The 26,607-nt window shown below is 39.1% G+C and carries 25 protein-coding genes; 23 read left to right on the forward strand and 2 right to left on the reverse strand.

Features of this window, described 5'->3' with window-relative positions; translation table 11 throughout:
- Window positions 1–51: 51 nt before the first annotated feature.
- Together H0486_RS18680 and H0486_RS07605 are read right to left on the reverse strand one after the other, a co-directional pair.
- Entirely contained in the window at window positions 52–459 is a 408-nt protein-coding gene (locus H0486_RS18680) for a PRC-barrel domain-containing protein (protein WP_334298880.1), read from the reverse strand.
- Window positions 368–3,481 carry a glycoside hydrolase family 2 TIM barrel-domain containing protein gene (locus H0486_RS07605; RefSeq protein WP_228352427.1) on the reverse strand — a complete coding sequence of 1,038 codons (3,114 nt, stop codon included), beginning with the start codon at window positions 3,479–3,481 and terminating at the stop codon, window positions 368–370. Before H0486_RS07605 ends, H0486_RS18680 begins: the two co-directional genes overlap by 92 nt.
- Before the next feature lie 125 nt (window positions 3,482–3,606).
- Between H0486_RS07605 and H0486_RS07610 the strand changes: the two genes are divergently transcribed.
- From H0486_RS07610 to fliM, 23 genes are all read left to right on the forward strand, one after another.
- A complete protein-coding gene (locus H0486_RS07610) occupies window positions 3,607–4,434 on the forward strand; it encodes an AraC family transcriptional regulator (protein ID WP_228352428.1) in 828 nt (275 codons plus the stop codon).
- Window positions 4,435–4,524: 90 nt separating this feature from the next.
- Complete coding sequence (locus H0486_RS07615; protein WP_323163539.1) at window positions 4,525–6,078, forward strand: YifB family Mg chelatase-like AAA ATPase; 1,554 nt, start codon at window positions 4,525–4,527, stop codon at window positions 6,076–6,078.
- Between the two features lie 3 nt (window positions 6,079–6,081).
- Window positions 6,082–7,206, forward strand: a complete 1,125-nt coding sequence (gene dprA / locus H0486_RS07620; protein ID WP_228352429.1) for a DNA-processing protein DprA — start codon at window positions 6,082–6,084, stop codon at window positions 7,204–7,206.
- 149 nt (window positions 7,207–7,355) lie between these two features.
- The gene (gene topA / locus H0486_RS07625; protein ID WP_228352430.1) at window positions 7,356–9,413 is read left to right on the forward strand and encodes a type I DNA topoisomerase; all 2,058 of its coding nucleotides are present in this window, start codon (window positions 7,356–7,358) and stop codon (window positions 9,411–9,413) included.
- 281 nt (window positions 9,414–9,694) lie between these two features.
- Complete coding sequence (gene codY / locus H0486_RS07630) at window positions 9,695–10,471, forward strand: GTP-sensing pleiotropic transcriptional regulator CodY (protein WP_228352431.1); 777 nt, start codon at window positions 9,695–9,697, stop codon at window positions 10,469–10,471.
- Between the two features lie 308 nt (window positions 10,472–10,779).
- Window positions 10,780–11,169: a flagellar basal body rod protein FlgB gene (gene flgB / locus H0486_RS07635; protein ID WP_228352432.1), complete on the forward strand. Its 390-nt coding sequence runs from the start codon at window positions 10,780–10,782 to the stop codon at window positions 11,167–11,169.
- 122 nt (window positions 11,170–11,291) lie between these two features.
- Complete coding sequence (gene flgC, locus H0486_RS07640) at window positions 11,292–11,729, forward strand: flagellar basal body rod protein FlgC (RefSeq protein WP_228352433.1); 438 nt, start codon at window positions 11,292–11,294, stop codon at window positions 11,727–11,729.
- A gap of 14 nt (window positions 11,730–11,743) precedes the next feature.
- Window positions 11,744–12,055: a flagellar hook-basal body complex protein FliE gene (locus tag H0486_RS07645; RefSeq protein WP_228352434.1), complete on the forward strand. Its 312-nt coding sequence runs from the start codon at window positions 11,744–11,746 to the stop codon at window positions 12,053–12,055.
- Window positions 12,056–12,176: 121 nt separating this feature from the next.
- On the forward strand, window positions 12,177–13,772 hold the full coding sequence (locus tag H0486_RS07650; RefSeq protein WP_228352435.1) for a flagellar M-ring protein FliF C-terminal domain-containing protein: 1,596 nt from the start codon (window positions 12,177–12,179) through the stop codon (window positions 13,770–13,772).
- 12 nt (window positions 13,773–13,784) lie between these two features.
- The gene (fliG, locus tag H0486_RS07655) at window positions 13,785–14,801 is read left to right on the forward strand and encodes a flagellar motor switch protein FliG (protein WP_228352436.1); all 1,017 of its coding nucleotides are present in this window, start codon (window positions 13,785–13,787) and stop codon (window positions 14,799–14,801) included.
- A 1-nt stretch (window position 14,802) separates the two neighbouring features.
- Window positions 14,803–15,573: a FliH/SctL family protein gene (locus tag H0486_RS07660; RefSeq protein WP_228354392.1), complete on the forward strand. Its 771-nt coding sequence runs from the start codon at window positions 14,803–14,805 to the stop codon at window positions 15,571–15,573.
- 37 nt (window positions 15,574–15,610) lie between these two features.
- Window positions 15,611–16,918: a flagellar protein export ATPase FliI gene (gene fliI / locus H0486_RS07665; RefSeq protein ID WP_228352437.1), complete on the forward strand. Its 1,308-nt coding sequence runs from the start codon at window positions 15,611–15,613 to the stop codon at window positions 16,916–16,918.
- Complete coding sequence (locus tag H0486_RS07670; RefSeq protein WP_228352438.1) at window positions 16,915–17,376, forward strand: flagellar export protein FliJ; 462 nt, start codon at window positions 16,915–16,917, stop codon at window positions 17,374–17,376. Before fliI ends, H0486_RS07670 begins: the two co-directional genes overlap by 4 nt.
- Window positions 17,376–18,152: a MotE family protein gene (locus H0486_RS07675; RefSeq protein WP_228352439.1), complete on the forward strand. Its 777-nt coding sequence runs from the start codon at window positions 17,376–17,378 to the stop codon at window positions 18,150–18,152. The genes H0486_RS07670 and H0486_RS07675 overlap by 1 nt, the downstream gene beginning before the upstream one ends.
- Window positions 18,153–18,260: 108 nt before the next feature.
- A complete protein-coding gene (locus H0486_RS07680) occupies window positions 18,261–19,742 on the forward strand; it encodes a flagellar hook-length control protein FliK (protein ID WP_228352440.1) in 1,482 nt (493 codons plus the stop codon).
- Between the two features lie 33 nt (window positions 19,743–19,775).
- Window positions 19,776–20,663: a flagellar hook assembly protein FlgD gene (locus H0486_RS07685; protein ID WP_228352441.1), complete on the forward strand. Its 888-nt coding sequence runs from the start codon at window positions 19,776–19,778 to the stop codon at window positions 20,661–20,663.
- Between the two features lie 57 nt (window positions 20,664–20,720).
- Window positions 20,721–21,116, forward strand: a complete 396-nt coding sequence (locus H0486_RS07690; RefSeq protein WP_228352442.1) for a TIGR02530 family flagellar biosynthesis protein — start codon at window positions 20,721–20,723, stop codon at window positions 21,114–21,116.
- Window positions 21,117–21,147: 31 nt separating this feature from the next.
- On the forward strand, window positions 21,148–22,686 hold the full coding sequence (locus tag H0486_RS07695) for a flagellar hook protein FlgE (RefSeq protein ID WP_228352443.1): 1,539 nt from the start codon (window positions 21,148–21,150) through the stop codon (window positions 22,684–22,686).
- Window positions 22,687–22,942: 256 nt separating this feature from the next.
- Window positions 22,943–23,134, forward strand: a complete 192-nt coding sequence (locus H0486_RS07700) for a flagellar FlbD family protein (protein ID WP_228352444.1) — start codon at window positions 22,943–22,945, stop codon at window positions 23,132–23,134.
- Between the two features lie 198 nt (window positions 23,135–23,332).
- Entirely contained in the window at window positions 23,333–23,992 is a 660-nt protein-coding gene (locus H0486_RS07705) for a motility protein A (protein WP_330594458.1), read from the forward strand.
- Window positions 23,985–25,031 (forward strand): OmpA/MotB family protein, encoded by a 1,047-nt coding sequence (locus H0486_RS07710; RefSeq protein ID WP_228352446.1) that lies wholly within the window; start codon window positions 23,985–23,987, stop codon window positions 25,029–25,031. Before H0486_RS07705 ends, H0486_RS07710 begins: the two co-directional genes overlap by 8 nt.
- A gap of 19 nt (window positions 25,032–25,050) precedes the next feature.
- Window positions 25,051–25,557, forward strand: coding sequence for a flagellar basal body-associated FliL family protein (locus tag H0486_RS07715; protein ID WP_228352447.1), 507 nt, complete (start codon window positions 25,051–25,053; stop codon window positions 25,555–25,557).
- A gap of 66 nt (window positions 25,558–25,623) precedes the next feature.
- Window positions 25,624–26,604 carry a flagellar motor switch protein FliM gene (gene fliM, locus H0486_RS07720; RefSeq protein WP_228352448.1) on the forward strand — a complete coding sequence of 327 codons (981 nt, stop codon included), beginning with the start codon at window positions 25,624–25,626 and terminating at the stop codon, window positions 26,602–26,604.
- Window positions 26,605–26,607: the final 3 nt, after the last annotated feature.

Raw genomic sequence — 26,607 nt, forward strand, 5'->3', positions numbered from 1 at the left:
GAAATTATTGCATTTTATTTCATAATTAATAAAAAAGTTTGAAATTGAATGTTAAATACACTTTAGCAAACATTTTTCTGCATCGACATCAACTAATATGATATCAACTCCAATTTGCTTGATATTACAACAACTAATTACGTATTCATGATCCCGACCAAGAATGCCCCATATCCTACAAGGACCAGGAACAATAATATGGGTTATCTGCCCCGTACATATATCAAATTCGATATCGCTAACATAACCGAGTCGTTCACAATCCCTACAATTAATTACTTCCTTTTCCCTGAGTTCACAAATGCGCATATAATCACCCATATTTATTCTTGGTTTATTATATGCGCATCCGTTGAGAACGTGTATATTATTCAATACCTTTGAAGGAATAGGAGTAGGTGTAGCAGCGATTCGAATAAAGAGTATATTCTGGATGTGTCCGTGTTCCCCAGGAGTCATCTCCGCCGATGCCCATTTGTTTATAATTGATTCTTACTACTACCTTATTACTTGGAGGAAGAAGATATGTATGATCCTTTTCTTCCAGTTCAAATGGAGTATAAGGAAGAGCATTCACCTCAATAACAGGTAATCCACTGATTTCAATACCGACACCATGATCATTGGTAAATCTGGTCCATCTGACCTCTGTCTTATTGCCACATTCCTGGGGCCTTAAGTAGGGAGTAAACTGATCCCGTACTTTTCCAGAGTAAACGCCAACCCTTGCACCAAGACACCGATCCCAGTAGTTCTCGTGAGGACCTTTTCCATACCAGCTAAAGTTATCGTAACTCTCTTTAAGTCTCATAAGCATGCCCACCTCTGGAATTTCCGGGAGATTGCTGCCGGGGATTAATTCCTGAGTAATATGGATATGCCCATCGCTCAAAATTGTATAAATTATTTTGCAAGTGGAGATTTGCGATGTGGGAAGCTCGAATAGCTGGGTAACAACGGCTTTTTGCTTATTCACCTCCGACAGGAAGGAGAGAAGCTTTCTTTTACTAGATGCCTCCCGCCAAGTAGCACATCGCGTGGGTAGGTGGTTTCCTTTGTCATTATCCGTATATGCCCTCCAGAAGTTTGGAGAAGGACCTTCTTCAATCAGTTCATTTCCTTTATAGCAATATGAGACCATAACCCCGGTGGTAGTATCAAAGGCAATGGTAAATATTGAATTCGAGAGCCGGAATATGTGGTCATATTCTGCAGCTTCCATATCAGGATATGAAACGGTAGAGTTTGCGGTATATTTTAACTCAACTGGTAATTTGAATTGCTCGAATGCTATTTCATGACCTTTTTCCGCCCATTTGGTAGCTGTCTTTAATAGAAAGGCTACATCTAAAAAGTATTCTTCCGTAGAATCCTTCGCAATGTATTTACCAATAGGTAGGGTCACATCCTTAGTATCCCCTGGTCCCAGTTCGATACTAAGGGAGCCATTCATTACTGGTATGCCGTTTTTTAATACTTTCCAGACAAGCTCATAATCACTTAGGTTTGTAAATAGGGATTTGTTTTCAATTCGGATGGTTCCCAGGGATAAATCCACGGGATAAAAGCTCACTTGCTGATAACACTTCTTTACTTCATATAATTTAGGTGAAATCGTTCGATCTGCAAATATTAGTCCGTTCCCACAGAAATTACCGTCATTTGGCTTATCGCCAAAGTCACCACCATATGCCAGATATTCGATGCCTTCTGAAGTTCCTGTTTTGATTGCCTGATCGATCCAGTCCCATATGAAGCCGCCTTGAAGAATTGGATATTTGTCAAATAACTCTCTGTATGAATAGAGATTACCTGTGGAATTACCCATGGAGTGGCTGTATTCACAAAGAATAAATGGCTTTCTGCTGTCTTTATTCTTGGCATAAATTTCTATATCTCTTGGTGACGTGTACATCTGACTTTCTATATCAGAAGCAGCTTCATATTTTCTAAAATGGAAGACACCCTCATAATGTACAATTCTACTGGGATCATTCTCTCGGAAGAAATCATGCATTTTGATGAAGTTCTCTCCGGCAAAGGCTTCGTTCCCCAGAGACCAGATAATAACCGAGGGGTGGTTCTTATCCCTCTGCAGCATGGAATTTGCGCGATCCAGAACAGCCGTCGTCCAACAAGCCTTATTGCCGGGTACATTATTTTCTTCATTTTCGGTACTCCAGGATTGGAAGGTTCCATGTGTTTCAAGGTTTGTCTCATCGATTACATAGATACCGTATTCGTCACATAGATCATACCATAGGGACTGATTGGGATAATGAGAGGTTCGAACTGCATTGATGTTGTGCTGTTTCATAAGATGAATATCCGTAATCATTTCCTCCTTATCAATGGCACGTCCCTTATCACAGCTGAACTCATGGCGATTCACACCTAGAAACAATATCCTTTTTCCATTTAGCTTCATTAGTCCGTCTTTTATCTCGAACTTACGGAAGCCTATCCTACAGCTGATGCTTTCAATCAGACTACCATCTTGATTTCTTAAGCACAATACCAAAGTATACAGATTCGGGTGCTCGGCACTCCATTTTAACGGATTCGTTACTGTTGTTAGGAGTTCAATGTTATCCGCTTTTTTCTCTGATAGATTCACAACCTGTCGGAGTGGATCTATCAGTACGGCTTCCTGCTGCCGGTCATATAACTGTGCTTCCACGATAATACTATCACAGGCTGCTTCATAATAATTCGTTATTTTTGCTTTGATTCTAAGCTGGGAATCAAGATAGTAATCATCCAACTCTGTTGTAACAAAATAATCATATATATGATAATTGGGGGTAGAGTAAAGATATACTTCCCTAAATATACCGCTTAATCTCCAGAAATCCTGATCCTCAAGCCAGCTGGCATCACACCACCGGTATACTTCTACGGCCAGTTTATTTTCACCTGGTTGTAAATAAGGGGTAATATCAAATTCCGAGGGGGTAAAGGAATCCTTACTAAAACCGACTAAATCACCGTTAACCCATACGTAGAAGGCAGATTCCACTCCCTGAAAGCTAAGGTAAACCGGCTGTCCGTTCCATTCCCGGGGCACAGTAAAAGTTCTGATATATGAGCCCACTGGATTATATCTTGTCGGCGCAAAGGGCGGAGTCAATTCCTCTGATTCAACCCAGGGATATATTACATTTGTGTACTGAGGGTAGTCATATCCCTGTAGCTGCCAATTAGAAGGAACCTTTATCTCATCCCAGGCACTGCAGTCAAAGTCCTTTTCATAGAAGTTCTCACATCTTGATTCAGGATTTTTAGAAAACTGGAATTTCCACATGCCATTTAGTGTCTTATAATAGCGTGATGCGCTACGGTCTGCATTTAAAGCCTCATGAAGAGTGTCAAAAGGCATTAGCACAGCATGAGCATCCATACGGTTTAGATGAGTAATCTCAGGGTTATTATTCCATTCGGGATACCCATTTGCAGGAGGCGTATATATCAACTTCTCCATTTTAGTAACTCCTTTCATATACAGCATTAGTGTTATTATATTGATATCATACATTTGCTATAAGCCTTGAATCAATCTTAATATTTTGATAATATATCATTATATTGAACAACTTGGAGGATAAAATGAATCGGATTTTTTCATCACTAACAGAAAAAGATATTGCCTTACCGGTATACGTTACTGGAGTAGGATTTGAAGAGTATCAGGATCATGTTATACGAAAAGGTGGCTTCCCGAATTATCATCTTGCAATATGTGAAAACGGAGTGGGAAGACTGCTATTGGACGGTAAAGAATATCTCATTGAAAAAGGAATGGCATTTTTCTTTTGTCCTGATATTCCCCATGAATATTACCCTCTTTCGGAGCCCTGGTCTATTAAGTGGATTATTTTTATGGGAACAGGAGTAGGTGCTCTGTTAAATGCAATCAATTTTAAGAACTATGAAGTGTTTAGAATAAATAACATGGAAGAGTTTCATCTCTATTATAATAAGCTGTTCCGGACACTTTCGGTGAAAAGTGCAAACAATATACTGGAAGCCTCAGGTATTTTATATAGTTTTTTAACGAATATTAATAGCCTTTGCGAAGCGATTAATATGGAGAACAGATCACAGCTGACAAATAAGTTAAATAATATAATAGAATACATAAAAACGAACTTTCAAGAGGATATTTCTCTGGAACAGCTGGCAGCAATGGCAGAGATCTCGCCCTCCTATTTATGTAGAATCTTCAGAAAGACTTATAATATGAGTCCCTTTACATATATTCTTCGCTGTAGGATCAGTGCTGCAAAGGAATGGCTGATTAATTATCCGGATAAAAGTATCAAGCATATCGCATATGAAGCGGGCTTTCATAATGTGAGTTATTTTGGATTGGTATTTCGTGAACAGGAGGGCTGTTCTCCGAATCAGTTTCGAAGATATTGGGTAAAGGAGTAGTCCTAGAAATCATAATAATCTTCTTGCCAGATTTCACCACCTTTGCTATACTACCTTTAAGCAAATGATTCCTTCATTGTGGGAGAGACAATGAAAGGAGTAAATCAATATATGTTCAGTAAAGCATATAGTGCAGCAATCCATGGGATTGACGGTCTCATTGTCTCCGTTGAAGCAGATGTCAGTGATGGACTACCAATCTTTGATATGGTGGGATACCTTGGTTCCGAGGTGAAGGAAGCAAGAGAACGAGTGCGAATTGCGTTAAAGAATTCTGGTTATAAGCTTCCGGCAAAGCGTATTACAGTCAATCTGTCACCGGCAGATATTAGAAAAGAAGGAACGGCCTTCGATCTGCCTGTTGCAATTTCAATTCTAATGGCCTTTGGCCATCTTCCCGAAGACAATCTGAAAGGTGTTCTGATTATCGGGGAACTCAGCTTGAATGGTAATGTGAATAAGGTAAATGGTGTGTTACCCATTGTAAATGCTGCGAAGCAAAATGGGTTTCTTAAGTGCATCGTTCCAAAGGAAAATGCAAAGGAAGGTGCAGTAGTAAAGGGGATTGAGACTTATGGTGTAGCTACGTTAAGTGAAGCGGTTGCACTTCTCAACGGAAGCGGAGGTATCTCCGCGGAATATGTTGATATCAACTCTTTATTCCGGAGTATTGATATCAGCAATGGAATTGATTTTAGTGAAGTGGCTGGTCAGAAAGCAACAAAACGTGCCATAGAGATTGCAGTATCCGGTATGCACAATTTGTTGATGATCGGGCCTCCGGGTGCAGGAAAAACCATGCTGGCTAAACGAATTCCCACAATCATGCCAGAATTAACCTTTGAAGAAAGTCTTGAGATTTCTAAAATATATAGTATAGCCGGTTTCATGGGTAATCAGGCGTTAATCACCAAACGTCCCTTTCGCAGTCCTCATCATACCATCACGACAACGGCGTTGGTAGGTGGAGGAAGAAATCCTAAGCCTGGTGAAATCAGCCTGGCGCATTTGGGTGTACTTTTTTTAGATGAACTTCCTGAGTTTCAGAAGGAAACGATTGAAGTACTCAGGCAGCCTCTTGAGGACCGCTTAGTAACCATAGCCAGATTAAATGGATCCTACCGATATCCAGCAGATTTCATGCTGGTAGCGGCCATGAATCCATGCAGTTGCGGGTACTATCCAGATCGGAACCGATGTAATTGCTCCCTTCCATCGGTAAAGCGTTATTTAAACCGGATCTCTCAACCCTTATTAGACAGGTTTGATATATGTATTGAAGCGTTACCAATGGTTTATAAGGAACTTCAGGTGGAGGATAAACAGGAAACCTCTGAAGAGATAAGAACAAGAGTCAGTCTTGCCCGTCAGATACAGCTTGAGCGGTATCGCGGACAGAATTTCTTTTTCAACTCCGGCCTGACTCCTCGTACAATTAAGAAGTATTGTATGCTGGATATGAAGGAACAGTCCTTACTGGAAGAAGCCTTTATTAAGATGAACCTAAGTGCAAGAGCGTATCATCGAATCCTAAAAGTTGCAAGAACCATTGCAGATCTCGATCAAAGTGAGAAAATTAAGTCGAAACATATCAGTGAAGCCATATGTTATCGTAGTATAGATCAGAAGTACTGGGGGGAGTAAGCGATGGAGAATAAACTGACACTCCAGGAATATCGTTATTGGCTGGCCAACATCCCCAATTTCGGAGTGCGAAAAATAAATCTTCTTATTAAAGTGTTTGAGACTGCAGAAAGAATATTTGAGGCTTCAGAACATGAACTATTGCAATTCCAGGAGATATGCGTGAATTCAGGAATAAAAATGCGTGATATCGATATTAATCGTATTATTATTTCGAGAAATGTAAAAGCAATCCATGAAAGCTTTAATAAATTACAACAGCATGGCATATATTTTGTTTCAAGGGAGGAGGAACAATATCCGGAAAAATTACGTAATATATATGATGCTCCCTATGCATTATATTATAAAGGAAGGTTACCGGATAAGAGTGATAAGCTTCTTGCGGTAGTTGGTTCCAGGAACTGCTCTCCATACGGAAGAGAGATGGCTAAGTACCTTGCAGGAGCCATTTCAACAGAAGGGATTGGCGTAATCAGTGGCCTTGCCAGAGGCATTGATGCACATGCTCACCAGGGAGCCATACAATCCGGCGGGATTACTTATGGTATTTTGGGCTGCGGGATTGATATATGTTATCCGAAGGAGAACATTAATCTCTATATGGATATACAGTGCAGAGGAGGTATTATATCCGAATACGCACCGGGAATTCAGCCATTTCCGGGAAATTTCCCTATGCGGAACCGAATTATAAGTGGGCTTTCAGATGGAATTCTTGTTATAGAAGCAAATGAAAAAAGCGGATCTCTTATAACAGTGGATATGGGACTTGAGCAGGGAAAGGATATTTATGCGGTTCCCGGTAAAGTTACGGACAGCCTGAGTAAGGGATGTAATAATTTAATAAAAATGGGTGCAAAATTAGTAACAACGCCACAGGATATACTAGAAGAAATGCTACCAAATTACCATTTGGATGACGTAAATATGAAAAAAAATAATAAAATTCTTGAATCGGATGGGAAAATAGTGTATGCTTCTCTTTGTTTGGAACCGAAGCATATAGAAGAAATAGCTATTCGAACGGGTCTGCCAATGGATCGCTTGATGGAGCAGCTATTAATTCTGGAGCTTCGTGGATTTATTAAACAGACTATGAAGAATTATTATGCATTACACAATTAATCGCATTTCAAATAGCATATAATAGGTGAATGATATCCAAACAGTTCAAAGGCAATTTGAACGAATTGATCCGAGTGTATCTCGAGAATAGTGGGAGTCTTCTCCGACTGAGATAAAGATCTACAGAATGAAATGAGGGAGACATCAATATGCCAAGATATCTTGTTATAGTAGAATCTCCAGCAAAAGCGAAAACGATAAAAAAGTTTTTGGGAACGAATTACGAGGTCCTTGCATCGAACGGACATGTCCGTGATTTACCTAAAAGTCAGTTGGGCATCGATGTGAAAAACGGATTTGAACCTAAATATATCACAATTCGGGGAAAAGGTGATTTGCTAGCCAAGCTTCGTAAGGAAGCTAAGAGGTCGGATAAAATATACCTTGCTACTGACCCTGACCGGGAAGGGGAAGCTATTTCCTGGCATTTATCACAAGCTTTGAAGCTGGACGACAAGGAATTTAGTAGAATTACATTTAATGAAATAACCAAGAATGCAGTGAAATCATCCATAAAGCAAGCAAGATCCATCGATTTGGACCTGGTGAATGCACAGCAGGCTAGAAGAATGCTGGATCGTATGGTGGGTTACTTAATTAGTCCGTTACTTTGGGCTAAAGTAAAACGCGGACTTAGTGCTGGTAGAGTGCAATCAGTAGCATTACGTATAATTTGTGATAGAGAAGACGAAATCAATGCATTTGTACCAGAGGAGTATTGGAATCTGGAGGCAGAGTTTGAGATAAAAGGAAAGAAAAAGCCTCTGATTGCTAAGCTTAGCAATGCTAAGAAGGTAATTCGTAACGAAGCAGAGATGAACGAAGTGCTGAAGCAGTTAGAGAACGCAGCCTTTGTAGTTCAGGAGATTAAGAAAAGTGAACGTATCCGAAAGTCTCCGCTTCCGTTCACTACTAGTACTTTACAGCAGGAGGCAGCGAAAAACCTTAATTTTTCTACTCAGAAGACGATGCAGCTTGCACAGCAGCTCTATGAAGGAATTGATATCAAAGGTCATGGAACCGTAGGTTTGATTACTTACCTACGTACAGATTCCATCCGTATCAGTGATGAAGCAGATGCGGCAGCAAGACAATTCATAAAAACAAAGTATGGGGAAGAGTATGTGGCAACTGAGCAAAATCAGGGTCGATCTGGAAAGAAGATTCAGGATGCCCATGAAGCGATTCGTCCTACTTATATTGAGTATATTCCCGATGAAATTAAGGAATCTCTCAGTAGGGATCAATATCGCTTATATCAGTTGATCTGGAGACGTTTTGTGGCCAGTAGAATGCAATCAGCGAAATATGAAACAACAACCATGAAAATCAATGCGAATGAGTACCGGTTTACAGCCTCCACTTCGAAGCTGGTTTTTGAGGGCTTTATGAGTGTATATACTCCGGATGAGGAAGAGGAAAATGACAGTGGTGTGGCATTTGATACCTTACAGGAAGGTGATAAACTGAAGCTCCTTAAACTAAAGGAAAGTCAGCATTTTACCCAGCCACCTGCACATTATACAGAAGCATCCCTGGTAAAAACACTGGAGGAGCTCGGCATCGGAAGACCAAGTACCTATGCACCTACTATTACCACGATTATCTCAAGAAGGTATGTTGCGAAAGAAAATAAGAACCTATATGTAACCGAATTGGGAGAAGCCGTGAATAATATTATGAAATGTGGTTTTTCAAGTATAGTTGATGTGAACTTTACAGCGAACCTAGAGTCTTTATTGGACTGTGTAGAGGATGGTACCGTAAGCTGGAAGACCGTAATCAGTAATTTTTACCCGGATCTTGAGGAAGCAGTACAAAGTGCACATTCCAAGCTGGATAAGATTCAAATTGAGGATGAGGTAACAGATGAGATCTGTGACCTTTGTGGTAGAAATATGGTAATCAAATATGGACCTCACGGTAAATTCCTTGCCTGTCCCGGTTTCCCTGATTGTAAAAATACAAAGCCATATCTTGAAAAAATCGGAGTATCCTGCCCGCAATGTGATGGGGAGCTTGTTGTGCGCAAAACAAAAAAAGGCAGAAAATATTATGGCTGTGTGAATAATCCGGAATGTGAATTTATGAGTTGGCAAAAGCCCTCCAGTATACGCTGTCAAAAGTGTAATAGTGTTATGCTGGAGAAGGGAAATAAGCTGGTCTGCATGAATGAAAAGTGCGGTAATGTAGTTAATAATTCATAAAATGAATAGACAGGAATCTTGTATTCCTGCTCGATAGTAGAATTGATACTTTTTCCGAATATTTTACTTATTGGACAAAATAGTAATGTATTTTATAAAAATGTGTGTCAAAACAACGAAAATGCTATTGTTTTTAAGAATAATATGTGATAAGATTGAAAAGGTAATACAATTACAATCATAAATTGCATTACCTTCTTCCAATTAGGCATCCTGTTGAAAGCTGTTTATATATTTGGAAGGCTAAAGGGGATATGATAAGAACTGGGAGGAAAGGTTTCATGAGTGTGCAGTTACTTGATAAAACAAGAAAAATCAACAATCTGTTGCATAATAATAACTCGCATAAGGTTGTTTTCAATGACATCTGTGTAGTATTAAGTGATATTCTGATGTCCAATGTACTCGTAATCAGTCGTAAAGGAAAAGTACTTGGGGTCAAAAACCGCAATGATATCACTGAAATCAAGGAATTAATTAAGGATGCTGTTGGAAGACACATAGACTCATTACTAAATGAGAGATTATTGAATATATTATCTACAAAGGAAAATGTTAACCTAAGGACTCTTGGATTTGAATTTGATAATGTGGATACTTATGAGGCAATTATAACACCCATTGATATCGCGGGGGAGAGATTAGGTACCTTATTCCTATATAAGAATGGAAGTTCGTATACGATAGACGATATCATATTAAGTGAATATGGTACTACTGTTGTTGGACTAGAGATGATGCGCTCCGTTAATGAGGAGAGTGCGGAAGAGAACCGAAAGGTTCAGATAGTAAAATCTGCAATTGGCACGCTTTCCTTCTCCGAGCTTGAGGCGATTACTCATATATTTGAAGAACTTAGCGGGAATGAAGGAATTTTGGTTGCAAGTAAGATTGCTGATCGCGTTGGTATTACTCGTTCGGTAATTGTGAATGCATTAAGAAAGTTTGAGAGTGCAGGAGTGATTGAATCCAGATCCTCCGGAATGAAAGGTACTTATATCAGAGTTTTAAATGATGTAGTATTTGATGAATTGAAAAATCTAAACAGCCAGAAATAGATGGAGTTTTAATACAAAAGGATTTGTGAGGGTATATTCTCATGAATCCTTTTATTGTTTTTTACTGGAAAATGTCGAAAAAAATTGTGTAATTTTATGGTGCAACAGGTCATAAATGGAGTTTTGCGCTCTTTCATATGACAAAATATGAGTAATAATGACTAAATTTCCTGTTCGTATAGTATCAATTACGCTAATTACTCGTATAATTTTACAAGGTGTAGTACAATTCTACTATTTTTGCAAATATATCTTGTGTTTTTTCAAATGTTTATTATAATTAATAATATATTGAAAGGAGTGTAAGTATGATTGGTTCCAATGCATTTAATTACATCAATGTACTGAATAAAGCGGCAGATGCCAGCTGGAAGAGAAATGAAGTAATTTCGAATAATATTGCGAACGTGGATACACCCGGATATAAAAGAAAAGATGTACAGTTTGAATCGTATTTAATGTCCGCGCTGTTGGGGGATAATTCTTTAGATAAGCGTGTTGCAAATGCTAAATTAAATACACTTGATGCAACTGTGTATACTGACAATGCTACATTAAGCTATCGAATGGATGGTAACAATGTGGATATTGATACAGAATCAGCTAATTTGGCTCAGAATCAGATACGCTACTATGCACTTTTAGATTCTATGACTCAAGAATTCAGCCGATTAAAAACGGTTCTTTCAGCTAGATAAATCAACAGATGAATGACATTTGATAACATACATCCCGTCATTTACTAATCTGTTGTGTGGGGTAATTTATAATAACTATAGCAGGGATAATTATAACAAAGTTACGCAGGGGGATTTTTACTATGTCAGTTATGAATGGAATGAATATCAGTGCGAGCGGTATGACTGCTCAAAGATTGAGATTAGATATTATTTCTCAGAATATAGCCAATGTTAACACGACCCGTGATGTCAATGGTAATCCTTATAGACGTAAAACAGTGGTGTTTGCTGAAAAGGATGTTACTCCATTTGGTGATATCCTTATGAAGACAGCTGGAACAGCAGGTAATGGTGTAAAGGTTACTCGGATTGTTGAAGACGATCAAACCGAAATGCGTAAGGTTTATGATCCGTCCCATCCAGATGCGGATGAGGATGGCTATGTATCCTATCCTAATGTCAATACGGTACAAGAGATGACAGACTTGATAGATGCAACAAGATCTTACGAAGCCAATGTTACTGCATTTAATGCTACGAAGAGTATGGCGCTAAAAGGTTTGGAAGTAGGAAAATAATCGGAGGGTAAATCATGAACATTGTTTCAGTTAGTAATTTATCAGAATTCAGTAAATATGGTATTAACTCAGCATCATCGGCAAAGGGAAACCGAACCGAAGCTTTTGAGAATATGTTTCAGGCTGCTGTAAACATGGTAAAGGAGACCAACCAATATACGAACGCAGCTGAAGAGGCAGAAACAGCTTATGCACTTGGGTTAAATGATAATACACATGACCTGCAGGTAGCTCAGCAAAAAGCAAATTTGGCATTGCAGTATACGGTTGCTGTTCGTAATCACGTACTGGATGCTTATAAGGAGATAATGAACCTGCAGTTCTAATTCATGACAATAGAAAGTTCGTAAAGCGTACTTTCTATCGCATTCGTTTAGGGGTATACTGCAGTAGTTTGCAATAAAGCATTATTGCAAACGATAAATATACGCAGAGAGGTACGGGTTAATGGCAGAAAGATTGAAGCAATTACCAAAGCAGCTTTTAGAACTTTGGAATAAGTATACGAAGAAGCAAAAGACAATTATCATCAGCATCGTATGTGTTGTGGTTTTAGCACTTGCATTACTTATATTCTTAATGCAGAGAGTGGAATACGAAGTACTACGAGTTTGCGAAAGTCAAAAAGAAGCAAGCCAGGTGGTTGACCTTCTGGAAGAGGAAGGGATCGTTTATAGATATGATGAAAAAACCTTAACTGTATCGGTAGAAAGCAAAAGCTTATCAGATGCAGTATTACTCTTAGCCAGCAACGATATGCCAACAACTGGTATTACCGTTGATGAGCTTCTGAATAACAGCCTTAGCACGACCAACAGTGATCGTACGCTAAAGCTGAATCTGTATATGCAAAATCAGTTACGGAATTATATTAAAACCATGGAAGGTGTCGATGATGCACAGGTTTACTATATTCCTGAAGAAGCAAGCAATTCAATTCTTACGGAAGCAAAGGAAACTAGTGCAAGTGTATTATTGACCGTCAATGATGATTTCGAAATCCAGACGGCAGAGACAATTGCTGAAGTGGTAGCCTCTGTTTTGGGTAATAGTACTACGGAGAAGATTAAAGTAGCTGATCAAGCCGGTAATCTCTTGTATGGCGGAGGCCAGGATTTATACTCCGGAAGCGCCAGTTCAAATGAAGACTTTAAAGAACGTCTTCGTAATACCTTTATTAATAATATTTATATGGGCTTAATAAAGAGTGGTTATGATGATGTTGAAATCATGCCCAATTTAACCTTTAATATGGATAAAGTGACTGAACTGTATACGGAATATCTTCCGGCTGAAGGGCAGGACCAAGGTGTATACGGTCACAGTTATACTTATACATCGGAGAATGCAGGATCCTCAGGAGGAGGAATTCCGGGTACCACATCCAATGATGAAACGGATTATATGGTTCAGGATTCCACCTCTACAAACGGAAGCGTAGAAATCGAGGAGTACGATTATCTCCCCAACGAGCGAGTAACAAATACGGAATTCGAAGTAGGCGCAATTATTCCTGAAAAATCAACGATTAGTATTGTTCTTCGTAAAGTAATAACCTACAAAGAAGAAGATATGGAATTGGAAGGCGCCTTAGAAGATATAACGTTTGAAGAATATGCTTTGCAGAATGACGGAAGCAGGAAAGCTGAGATTGATCCGGAGATAGTAACCATGGTATCGAAGGCTACCGGTATTGCAGAAGATAATATTCAGATTATGGCATATGAACAGCCGGTATTTGTGCCAAAGGCTGAGCAAATCAGAACTTTATCAGATTATCTGCAGATTATATTAACTGTTCTGATTGTAGCATTATTACTGTTCGTAATCTTTAGAAGCATACGACCGGTGGAGGTTACCGAACTGGAACCGGAATTATCAGTAGAACAGTTATTAGCTACTACGAAAGAGAACCAGTCTATTGAAGATATTGACTTTAACGAGGTATCTGAGATACGCAGAATGATAGAGAAATTTGTGGATGAAAAACCGGAAGCGGTTGCACAGTTATTAAGAAATTGGCTTAACGAAGAATGGGAGTAGGGGGAACGTATTATGGCAAGAGGAAATAGCGGTGAGATTACCGGAATACAAAAGGCAGCGATACTACTAATATCCCTGGGACCGGAACGTTCTGCCAGTATATTCAAACATCTGAAAGAGGATGAGATAGAAACCTTAACCCTTGAAATCGCAAATACAAGAAGTATATCACCGGCTACGAAGGACCAGGTTATGGATGAATTTTATGAGATCTGCCTGGCTCAGCAATATATTGCGGAAGGTGGTATCTCCTATGCAAAGGAACTGTTGGAAAAGGCACTTGGTGCAGACAAAGCAAAGGATGTTATCGGAAAGCTTACAGCTTCTTTACAGGTTCGTCCGTTCGAATTTGTCAGAAAAACCGATGCTTCACAGCTGTTGAACTTTATTCAGGATGAACATCCTCAGACAATCGCTTTGATTTTAGCCTATTTATCTCCAGGCCAGGCATCTACGATTATTTCATCTCTGGCTCCGGATAAACAGGCAGATGTTGCAAAACGTATTGCTCAAATGGATCGTACCTCACCAGATGTAATCAAGGAAGTGGAAAAGGTATTGGAAAGAAAGCTTGCTTCTTTAGTAAATCAGGATTACACAATTGTCGGTGGTGTCGACAATATTGTTGAAATCCTTAATACAGTGGATCGCGGTACTGAGAAACATATTATGGAGACACTGGAAATTGAAGAACCTGAATTGGCAGACGAAATCCGTAAGAAGATGTTCGTATTTGAAGATATTCTTAGTCTTGATGATAAATCCATTCAGAGAGTACTTAGAGAAGTGGATAACAATGAGCTTGCAGTTGCTCTTAAAGGTTCGAATGATGAGGTTCAGAATGTTATCTTTAATAACCTGTCCAAGCGTCTAGCATCCATGATTAAGGAAGATATGGAATACATGGGTCCTGTGCGTCTGAAGGATGTTGAGGAAGCTCAACAGAAGATTGTTAATATTATCAGAAAACTTGAAGATTCCTCTGAGATTATTATTTCCAGAGGCGGAGGTGACGAAATCATTGTCTAATATGATTAAAGCTTATACGATTCGTTATGATGAGGAAGCGAAGAAAACGATTGATACACATCTGAAGTTGGACCAGGAGCTTCAAATGAAAAGAGCAAAAGTCTTACAACCCGTTCCGAATGATGGCGAATTCGTGGAAGGTCTACAGGCAGTGGTAGTGGAAGCGCTTCCTTCCCAGGAAGAAATGGCGGAGCAAGCTTCACAAATTCTTGAGGGTGCAAAGCAGGAAGCAGATGCAATTCTTGAGCAGGCGAGACAGGAAGCACTTCAGATTCAGGAAGAAGCGTACGCCGAGGCACAGAAAAAGGGCTACGAGGATGGAATTCTACAGGGACAACAGGAACTCCAGAAGCAGAAAGCCGAATACGATATGCTGGCGAAGAAACTTAAAAAAGAATACGATGATATGATGGAAGCGCTGGAACCTCAGATTGTGGAGATTATGGCGTCCTTGATAGAAAAGATAACCGGAATAATGGTACAGGATCGGTCAGAGGTAATTCTTCATCTGATTGATAGTGCCTTGAAAAAGATGGAAAAGAGTGACGAGTACACAATCAGGGTTTCAAAGGAAGATTATGAATATGTTGCTGAGCGTAAAAGTCTACTTTTAGGTATTCTAGAACGCGAAGTACCACTGTACATTACAGAAGATGCAGAATTGTCGAAGAACCAATGTTTGATAGAAACGAGTACCCGTGTAATTAATTGCAGTCTGGATGTACAATTAAGCAACTTACTAACTGATTTAAAATTACTTGGTGGAATATAATTCGATACTATAATACTTAGTCAAAAGGCAGGTAACAATGTTTTCAATTGATTTGGATAAATACAGAGAACTGCTGGATAAATCATATGAGCAGGAGATAGGTAGAGTCGTAAAAATGGTCGGACTTACAATTGAAGCTTCCGGACCGGATTCAAACCTGAATGACATATGTTATATTACCGGAGATGGTCAAAAGAAGATTGCCGAGGTAGTAGGCTTTCGTGAAAATCGAATCCTGTTAATGCCTTATGACGATATGACAGGAGTAGGTATTGGTAGTCTTGTAGAAAACTCTGGGACGGCCTTTAAAGTACCAGTCGGAGAAGATCTGCTGGGAAAAGCATTGGATGGATTAGGTAATCCATTGGATCAGAGCACCTTATGTTGCAGTAGCTATTATCCGGCAGAAGCAGCACCTCCGGATCCCTTACAAAGAAAGATTATTGATGAGGTATTACCACTTGGAGTGAAAGCTGTTGATGGAATGCTAACAGTTGGTAAGGGACAAAGAATTGGAATATTTGCAGGCAGTGGAGTAGGAAAGAGTACCTTACTCGGTATGTTTGCCAGAAATACAAAAGCAGATATTAATGTAATAGCACTAATCGGAGAAAGAGGAAGAGAGGTTCGAGAGTTTATCGAACGAGATCTTGGAGAAGAGGGCTTAAAACGTTCCGTGCTGGTTATTGCAACATCTGATAAACCAGCATTAATCCGTAAGAAGGCAGCTAAGACAGCAACAGCTATAGCTGAGTACTTCAGGGATCAGGGTAAGGACGTACTTTTAATGATGGATTCACTTACTCGTTTTTCGATGGCACAGAGAGAAATTGGATTAGCTTCAGGCGAACCACCGGTTTCCAGAGGATATCCACCCAGTGTATATTCTGAGATGCCAAAGCTATTAGAGCGTGCCGGAAATTCGGCACATGGATCTATAACCGGTCTTTATACTGTATTGGTGGATGGTGATGATTTTAATGAACCAATTACAGATACAGCAAGAAGTATTTTAGATGGTCATATTATGTTATCCAGAAAGCTGGGACATAAGAACCATTATCCGGCAATTGATATACTTCAAAGTATCTCACGTTGTATGAGTTCCATTGTATCAAAGGAGCATAAGACGGCGGCCGGAAAATTAAAAAATGTATTGGCTACCTATCAGGATGCAGAGGATTTGATTAATATCGGAGCATATAAGAGTGGTTCCAATCCGGATATCGATTATGCCATAACAAAAATAAAGGAAGTTAATGCATTTCTACAACAGGATGTGGACGATAAATTCGATTTTAATCAGGAAATCGAGATGTTGATGGGGATATTTAATGAAGAATGAAAAAATTTCGATATAGTATGGAAAACCTGCTTCAAATTAAGTGTAAATTAGAAGAGCAGGCGAAAATAGCTTATGGCAATGCCAGACTTAAGCTTACACAGGAGGAAGAGAAGCTGGAACAGATGCATCAGAAAAAAGCATCCTTCCAGGAAGAGCTTCGATTATTACGATCAGATAAACTGGATTTACTTAAGATTAAGCATTGTGAAGAATCAATCGAAATTATGAATATGAATATAAAACAGCAGACTACCGTAGTTAGGAATGCCGCCCAGAGATTGGAGGTCGCAAGAATTCGATTAAATAACGCTATGGTAGAGCGGAAAACTCAGGAGCGTTTGAAAGAAAAAGCATGGGAAGAATACCTGCTGGAGTTTGATGCTGAGGAACGCAAGGAAGTCGATGAGCGAAATAGCTTTCACTATAGCAGTCCTACGCTGGATGAGGAGGATATGTAATGGCCAAGAAGAACAAAGCCGGCGATATGAATAATAATCAAGAGGTAAATGAGGGTAATAAAATATTAACCGTATTAATAGCTCTTCTCATAGTTATTATCTGGCTCGCAATATTTGCCATATTAATTAAGCTTGATGTGGGCGGTTTTGGATCCGGAGTATTGAGACCGATATTAAAGGATGTTCCTATTATTAACCGAGTTCTTCCAGAGGTATCCGATGTACAGATAGCGAAAGAAAATAATTTTGAGTATAATTCCTTACCGGAAGCAGTGGCTAAAATTGAAGAGTTAGAGCTGATCATTGAAGAGATGACTCAGAACAGTATTGACAGTAGCGCTAAAATTTCAGAACTTCAAGCAGAGATAGAACGCTTGAAGGTGTTTGAAGAGAATCAGCTTGCATTTGAAGAGAGAGTAAGGGAATTTGATAAAAATGTAGTATTTGCCGAGGCGGCGCCGGATATTGAGGAGTACAAGAAATATTATGAGCAGATTAATCCTACAAATGCAGAAATTGTATACCGTCAGGTAATAGAACAGTTAAAATACTCTGATGCAATTGTTGAAAAAGCGAATATCTATAAAAATATGGATCCTGAAGCAGCAGCAGAAATTCTGGGAACTATGACAGCTGACGTGGAATCTGTTGCAAAAATTTTACTCAGTATGAAACCGAAAGAAAGTGCTGAAATTCTAGCTGAAATGGATAGTGTTGTAGCCGCAAAGATTACGAAAAAGATGTTGGATATGGATGCGGAAAGGCTAGCACAGTAGGTTACTACAAGGATATCCTTGTTGTAATAGAGTAAGCAATCGGAAGTATTATGGATTGCTAAAAAGAGAGGCTGTAAAAAGGCAGACCTTGAAGAAAGGAGGGAAAAGATGACGACGCAGAGCGTGATGACGCAAACAGCCAGAGTTTTCGGAATATCGTCCGGAAGTGCAGATACCAAGGGGAAGCAGACAGCAGCGAGTGGATTTGATCAAATCATTGACAATAATATAAAGAATGCACAGCAAGCCAATGATAATACACAATCCGCTGCATCTAATAATTCTTCTGCAAATACTAAGGGCGAGTATAACTCAGATAAAAGCTCCTCTGTATCCGATGTGAAAAAGGATCAGACTGCTAATACAAAGGATTCAAAACCAGTGCAAGAAAGCAATGCACAGATGAATAAAGAGAAAGTAACAGACTCATCCGATATAGCAGCAGAGGATATTGCAGAGAATGAAGAGTTGCAAGCTGAGATTGCCGCATTGCTTCAATCCATCAGAGAAGTGGTTATGGACATCTTACATATCACTTCGGAGGAGCTTGATCAGCTCTTGGCTCAACAAGCAATGAGTATGGCAGACTTGCTTCTACCGGAGAATTTACAGCAGCTGGTACTGATAGCATACGGGGAAAATGATTTCCTGGCATTTATCACAAATGAAAGTCTTGCTGATACAATGAACTTGCTATTGGAAGCAGTGAATTCGGTGGTTGAAGAATTTAATATTCCGCTTACGAGAGAACAGATGCAGGATGTTATGAATCAAGCTGGTATGCTTCAGACAGAGATGGATGATGAGTCAGTCACTTCGAAAGAAGATAAGTTTGATTTATCCAAAGAGGATGATGCTTTAAAGAAGGTTGATACTGCTAAGGATACGGAATCCACTGATGTTGTAAGGACGGTAACGATTTCGAAGGAGCCAGCAGAAGAAGGAAGCATTAATGAGAACCAGACTGATAATTCACAGGATAGTTCCCTATTCAATGAAATTAGTACCGAGACAGACACAAAACGGGAGCAATCGGATGATCTGACATCTTCCGGGCAATTTCAAAACTTTGTTGAGAAACTGGTTCAAGCCTCACAGAATGTTCAAGTGGATGCGTCCGGTAATCTTGTTCAAGTAAATGATCTTTGGCAGATCGCAAATCAGATTATCGAACGAATAAAAGTATCCATCAAACCGGATCAAACATCGATGCAATTGCAACTGAACCCGGAGAATCTGGGAAAAGTCAATCTGACAGTACAGTCTAAAAATGGTGTAATGACAGCACAGTTTGTTGTACAAAGTGAATTGAGTAAAGAAGCGATTGAAAGTCAGCTTCCTATGTTACGCGAAACATTAAATCAACAGGGACTCAAGGTTGAAGCAATCGAGGTTTCAGTCAGCACCTATGCTTTTGATCAGGCGACCCAGAATGGTTCTGGCAATCAGGCTGATACCAGTGAGAGTAATCAGACTCAAAAGAAAATTACCTTTGACGAGGCAATACAAATGTCCGAGGAGGAAGAAAGTGATCTTGAGCCTGAGAGCATTATAGGAACCTTGGGAAGTCAAATTGACTACACTGCTTAATTTACAATATCAATTTAGGAAAGGAGGACAAGCATGTCAAATTTAGTGAAACCAGTCAAAGACGGAAAAGTAGTTGAAACAAATACAAGTAGTACGAAGACTAACTCAAAAAGAGGAAGTAATGAACTTGGAAAAGAAGCTTTTCTGCAATTGCTGGTTACTCAGATGAAATATCAGGATCCACTAAATCCAAGTACAGATACTGAGTATATTGCTCAATTGGCAACTTTTTCACAGTTAGAGCAGATGCAGAATATCAGTACTACTTCAACGAATTCTCAGGCATTTAGTCTTGTAGGAAAAGAAGTTATCGTGAAGGGCGAATCTCTGAATGGTAATGTGAACTACATACAGGGAAGAGTTGATTACGTAGTAATGTCCGGGAATAAGGCCAAGCTATCCATTAATGGTGGTTTGTATAATATGGATCAGCTGGATACCGTTCTGGATGATTTCTATATCTTTGAAAAGGGATTGCCTGGAGTTGAAGGTAAGGTTGAGATGACCTATGATGGTGAGAAACCGGAAGATAAAACCTTTGAAGTAAAGCTTGGTGAAGGGGATACGGTTGCTACGGGCGTTGCTATTATTATCAACGGAGCTGTTGTAAATCCTGATTTGGTTGAGTTAAAAGGTAATAAGGTAACCATTAAGAAGGAAGCTCTAGCAGGTCTGGAGAACGGTACTTATCCGGTAATCATTGGTTTTAATGATGCAAATAAGACGGTTGTAAGTGATAGAATAACTCTTACGGTTAAAAATGCAGTCATTGAAAAAGAAAAGGATGAAAACAAGACCGAGGAAAATGATAAGACTGAGGGAAATGATAAGACCGAAGGAAATGATAAGACCGAAGGAAATGATACAACCGAGGGCAATAATACAACCGAGAATAACAACGATACCGCAGGTAATACCTAATCTAATGAAAAGATGACCAACGGTACAGAGATATTCTTGTAGAGCGAGGTGATAGAGATGAACATTCCGGTAAATCAATACCCGTCAATAGAGCAGATGACACAACAACTGAATGCCGGAAAAAGCAACAGTTCGGTGAATAAGAAAAACATTGGCATCCCATTTAGTGAAGTTCTGAAGCAAACTCAGGCAGTTGGGGAGTCTGGAGAATTAAAATTCTCAAGACATGCGAATGAACGATTAGCCAGTCGTAATATTGACTTAACGGATGAACAGATTGAACGCTTGGAATTAGGTGCCAAGAAAGCCGGTGAAAAGGGAATTCAAGAGTCTCTTGTTATGGTTGACAATCTTGCATTCATTGTAAATGTTAAGAATAACACAGTAATCACCGCTGTTAACGATGGAGAAGATAAGGTATTTACGAACATTGATGGAGCAGTAATCATGTAACAAGCCGGACCTTATGGAGGCTTTCGTATCCATGACTGACAGATTGGATACCGATGATTACCAAATTAAAAATGGAGGTCAAAAAGTTATGTTGAGAGCATTATTCTCTGGTGTGTCGGGTTTAAGAGTTCACCAGACAAAAATGGACGTTATAGGTAATAATATTTCAAATGTAAATACAATTGGATTTAAATCAAGTTCTGTTACTTTTTCAGATGTATTTTATCAGACTACACAATCTGCATCCGGACCGAATGCAGAAACAGGAAGAACCGGTCGAAATGCGATGCAGATTGGTCTTGGATCCAGCGTGGCATCGATTACAGCATCCATAACAGCACAGGGTGCTTCCCAAAGAACGGATAATCCATTTGATGTTATGATCGAAGGAGAAGGGTTCTTTATAGTAAATAATGGTGGAGAGAATCTTTTTACAAAAGCGGGTTCATTCAATATTGATGCTGTTGGTAACCTATGTACCCCTTCCGGCGCAGCCGTCATGGGATGGCAGGTTGATCCGGATGATCCGACCAAAACAGTTGCTAATACGGTATCACCATTACGGATTATGTCAGCGGAAAATCTATATGCAAAGCCGGAAGCTACAACGGAGATGTACCTGTCCGGTAATATTGACAGCAAGGATACACAGTTGGGAACGGATGCCGGTATCATTCGAACAATTGAGTTTTATGATAGTCTTGGACACAGTTATACAGCTGATCTCAGATTCTGGCGAATAGAGGATGCTGATGCAACCAATACCTATCGGGTTGGTATTACAGATATTAAGGATGGTGTAACTGGTAAATCTATCTTCTATAAAAAAGCAGTAACGGATGCTGAGACTGGTGAGACCGAAATACAGGAAACCGGAATATCATTCAGAATTGGTGATACAGAATATACACCGGAGATTAATACAGAGGCTGAAAATGATAAGGATATTGTTGTTTGGCCTGATTTTAGCAGTGATGGACCGATCCTTACTTTCAATCCAGAAACCGGTGAGTTTATTGGTATTGGTGATGATGGTTCGACAGATAAGAGCATTAAGTTCTTAGTAGGAGCTGATGCAGGGGACGGTGCTAATCCGTTTAAAGAAATCAACATCGATTTTTCGAAGATGACAATGTTTGCGAATAGCGGAAAATCTTCAATAGAGGCAACAAAAGGTGACTTTAATGGTGTCGGAAGAGGTAAGAAAGTAGGTAATATGACCGGTATAAGTATTGACAGCTCCGGTAAGATCTATGGAACCTATGATAATGGTGATACTCGTCTTTTAGGACAGATCGCAGTAGCAACTTTTGCAAATCCAGCAGGCTTAGAAGCGGTTGGTAATAGTATGTTTAGAGCAACACAAAATTCAGGAGATTTTGATGGGATCGGACAGGATCCTACCACAGGAGGTGGCAGTTTAACGACAGGTGTCTTGGAAATGTCGAATGTAGATTTATCTGCACAATTTACGGATATGATTACAACACAAAGAGGTTTCCAAGCTAATTCAAGAATAATAACCACATCTGATACCTTGTTGGAAGAACTGATCAACTTAAAGAGATAACACAGGGCTGATGTATGAATAGGGTTTGCCATATGTCAGTATTGATAGGTGGCAGTTGAGGCTGCCACCTATTTTATAAAAGAAGAATGCTTGTCTTGATAACAATATAAAACTCCAGAGGATAGATGCGATTTTATAGAATCCGATAGAGTAAAACTTAATTATATCGGCATACAAAGATGTCGGGAAGTATTGGATGAGAACTTGGGTGGGGTTTTGTTGATATAGATTATTAGTATAATAAAGGGGGTCAAAAATGATTGAAGTAACCAGATTAAATGATACGAAGCTGATCATTAATGCAGATTTAATTGAGAAGGTGGAAGAATCTCCGGATACAGTGATTACTTTAACATCTGGGAATAAAGTAATTGTAAAAGAAAGTAGACAAGAGGTCAGAAATCTTGTAATATTATACAAAAAAGAAATATTTAGTCGAGAGTTGTAGGACAAAAGTAACAAACTTGCTATGAAAAATAAACATGGATAGAAGGTGGAAAAATTGGATATAGCGTCAATTTTAGGTGTTATATTTTGTGCTTGCATAGTTATATTTGGTATTATATTTGGACAAGAGAATTTGTTAGAGACATTGAACCATTTTTATGATCCCTCATCGATTTTAATTACCTTCGGTGGTTCATTTATGTGTGTACTTACGATGTCACCAGACCTAAGGGGCTTTTTAAACAATATAAGAAGCTTCTCGTTAATACTTAAGGTATTACCATCGACTGAGGAGGAAACCATCCATACGATTATTGATTTATCCAATATTGCCAGAAAGGAAGGCTTATTGGCACTGGAGGAAGCAGCGAATGGAATCGATGATGAATTCTTAAAAAAGGGAGTCTTACTGATTGTCGATGGTACGGACCCTGAGTTGGTACGTAGTATTCTCGAGACAGAGCTTAACTGTATCGAATCAAGACATTCCAGTACGGTAGGCTTCTGGGATTCACTGGCAGCCATGGGACCTGCTTGGGGTATGATTGGTACCCTGATTGGTTTGATCAACCTACTTTATGAGATGGATGATCCGAGAGCAATTGGTCCGAATATGGCGGTAGCCTTAGTTACCACCTTCTATGGATCAGTTCTAGCAAACTGGATTAGTATTCCTGTAGCAACTAAGCTTAGAGCCAATAATACAAAAGAAATCATGATAAAGGAAGTTATGGTAGAGGGACTTCTATCCATTCAGGCCGGTGAAAACCCGAGAGTCATCGAAGAAAAATTAAAATCCTTCCTGTCACCTGCTCGCAGAACGGCTATGAAGGAAGAAGGCGGTGAAAACGTTGGCTAGAAAGAGACAAGAAGCTCCATCAGGTGGGAATGCCCCTTGGATGAATACATTTGCAGATTTAATGAATCTACTTCTTTGTTTCTTTGTTATGCTTTTTGCCATGTCCGATGTGAATGAAGCAAAGTTCGAACAGATATCTATCTCGATGGCAAATTCTTATGGGATATTTGAAGGAGGAGGTTCTGCTATAGGAACTGGGCAGCTGATTTCATCCGGAGTTGCACAATTGAATGAGCTTGATAAGTATTTTCAGACTATGGGTAGAGAATCTCATCAATCAAAGATAAAAAATGAAGGTGATTTTGATCCCACAAATCCTGAGAATACAGAAGAAGGTATTAAGGGAAACCAAAGTGATCAGGGAGCTGAAGGCGCCAAGGATTCTCAGCCAAACCAAGGTAATCAGGGAACCGACCAGGATAGTCAAGGAAGCTCTGGAATTAATGGTGATCAGAATAAGCCTGATGCTCAAGGAAACAATGGCGCAGCGGATGATCAGGACAAGAAGAAAGATGAAAAAGATATTGGACTGGATGAAGCACTTAAGAAACTTCAAGCAGAAATGGCAACTATTACAGCCGGAATGTATGATGAGGTATCTGATTTAACAGAAAAATATAAACTGGATGATTATGTTGAGTTAAACATTGATCCTGAATACCAATATGTACAGTTAACGTTAAAGGGGAATGTATTATACGATTCCGGTAGTGCTGAAATCAAAAAAGTGGCAGAGCCTATACTAGCAAAGATCGGTGATATACTCCTGAACTTTGAAGGCTATACAGTTGAAATAATAGGTCATACGGATAATGTTCCTATAAATAATTCACAATATGTGAATAACAACTGGTTATCTTCTGCCAGAGCGTTAAATGCTGCAACATTTTTAATCGAAGAGTGTGATATCAATCCTAAAATTCTAAAATACTCAGGTAGAGGCGAATATGAACCAATAAGCAGCAATAAGACCGCTGAAGGCAGAGCGAAAAATCGAAGAATTGAAATCAGAATATATAACGAGTATAGCGGAAAATAAATGGTTAGGAGGACACATAATGAAAAAGAATATACTAACAATAATTATTATGGCAATGTCATTAATTAACATTATTTTATCAGCAGTTATCGTATTTGTCATAGTACCAACATCCAACAAGACCAATCAATTAGTCTCTAAGGTGGCATCCATAATTGATTTGGAGTTGGAGTCGCCGGAGAATCGAGATGTTGCCATTGCGGTATCGGATATCGTTGTACATGAATTGGATGACAAATTAACGATTAATCTGAAAAGCGATGACGGCGAAAGTCATTTTGCGTTAGTAACCGTATCACTCTCAATAAACAGTAAGCATAAGGATACAGAGGCATTACAACCAAAGATACAAGAGAATGAGAACGAAATTAAAGAAATTGTAACTGAGGAATTTTCAAAATACACAGTAACAGAAGTAAGCGAAAAGAAGGATGAGATTAAACAGCAGGTTTTAACAAGAATTCAGGAGTATTTCCAGTCTGATTTCATTGTTAATGTTTCCTTCGGTAATTTCTTACTGCAATAAGAAAAATGATGATTTTATTCTTAATTTGTGTTATTATGTTACTAGTATGTCAGGGAGGTAATGACAATGGGCGATGTCTTATCCCAAAATGAGATAGATAATTTGCTTGCAGCTTTAAGTAGTGGAGAGCTGGATGCAGATGATTATAAAGAAACGACGGAAAAGCAGATCAAAAATTATGACTTTGCCAGACCTTCCAAGTTTTCAAAAGAACACTTGCGTACTCTGAATATAATTTTTGAACATTATGCTAGATTGTTATCAACGAATCTTCCGGCATACCTTAGAAAGAATGTTCAGGTTGAGGTAGTGAATTCCGAGGCAGTAGCCTATTCAGAATTTACGAATGCTCTTTCAAATCCGGTATTGTTAGGAATCATTGATTTTACTCCTCTTGAGGGTAATATTATTATTGAACTGGCAGATAATCTGGGTTACGCGATTGTAGATCGAATGTTGGGTGGCGGAGGATATCCTCTAGATAAGCTAAGGGATTTCTCAGAGATTGAATTGACAATTATAGAGCGTATATTTTATGTTTGTACAAATTTACTTCGGGAACCGTGGACAAATGTAATTCAGGTACAACCGAGACTTCTGCGAATAGAAACAAATTCGCAATTTGCGCAGATTATTGCTCCTAGTGAAATGATATCTCTTGTTACATTGAATATTAAAATTGGTAACATTGAAGGAATGATGAATATCTGTCTTCCATACGTTACGTTGGAAAAGGTAATTGATAAGTTGAATACCAAGTACTGGTACTCAACAATGCAGATGAGTGACGATTTATCCTATGAGGATGTTATCGAAATTGCTATTTCAAAAGCAAGAGTACCAATCAGAGCGGTATTAGGCAAAAGCATGATATCAGTCAACGACTTTGTTAATATGCAGCGTGGAGATATAATTAAGTTGAACACAAAAGCTGAAGATGAACTGGCCGTCTATGTCGGTAACCTACATAAATTTACCGCATTACCGGGTTCATCATCTGGAACCTACGCGGTAAAAATTTCATCAATAATTAGAGGAGAGGAGTAACAG

The sequence above is a fragment of the Variimorphobacter saccharofermentans genome (genome assembly GCF_014174405.1).
Taxonomy (GTDB): Bacteria; Bacillota; Clostridia; order Lachnospirales; family Lachnospiraceae; genus Mobilitalea; species Mobilitalea saccharofermentans.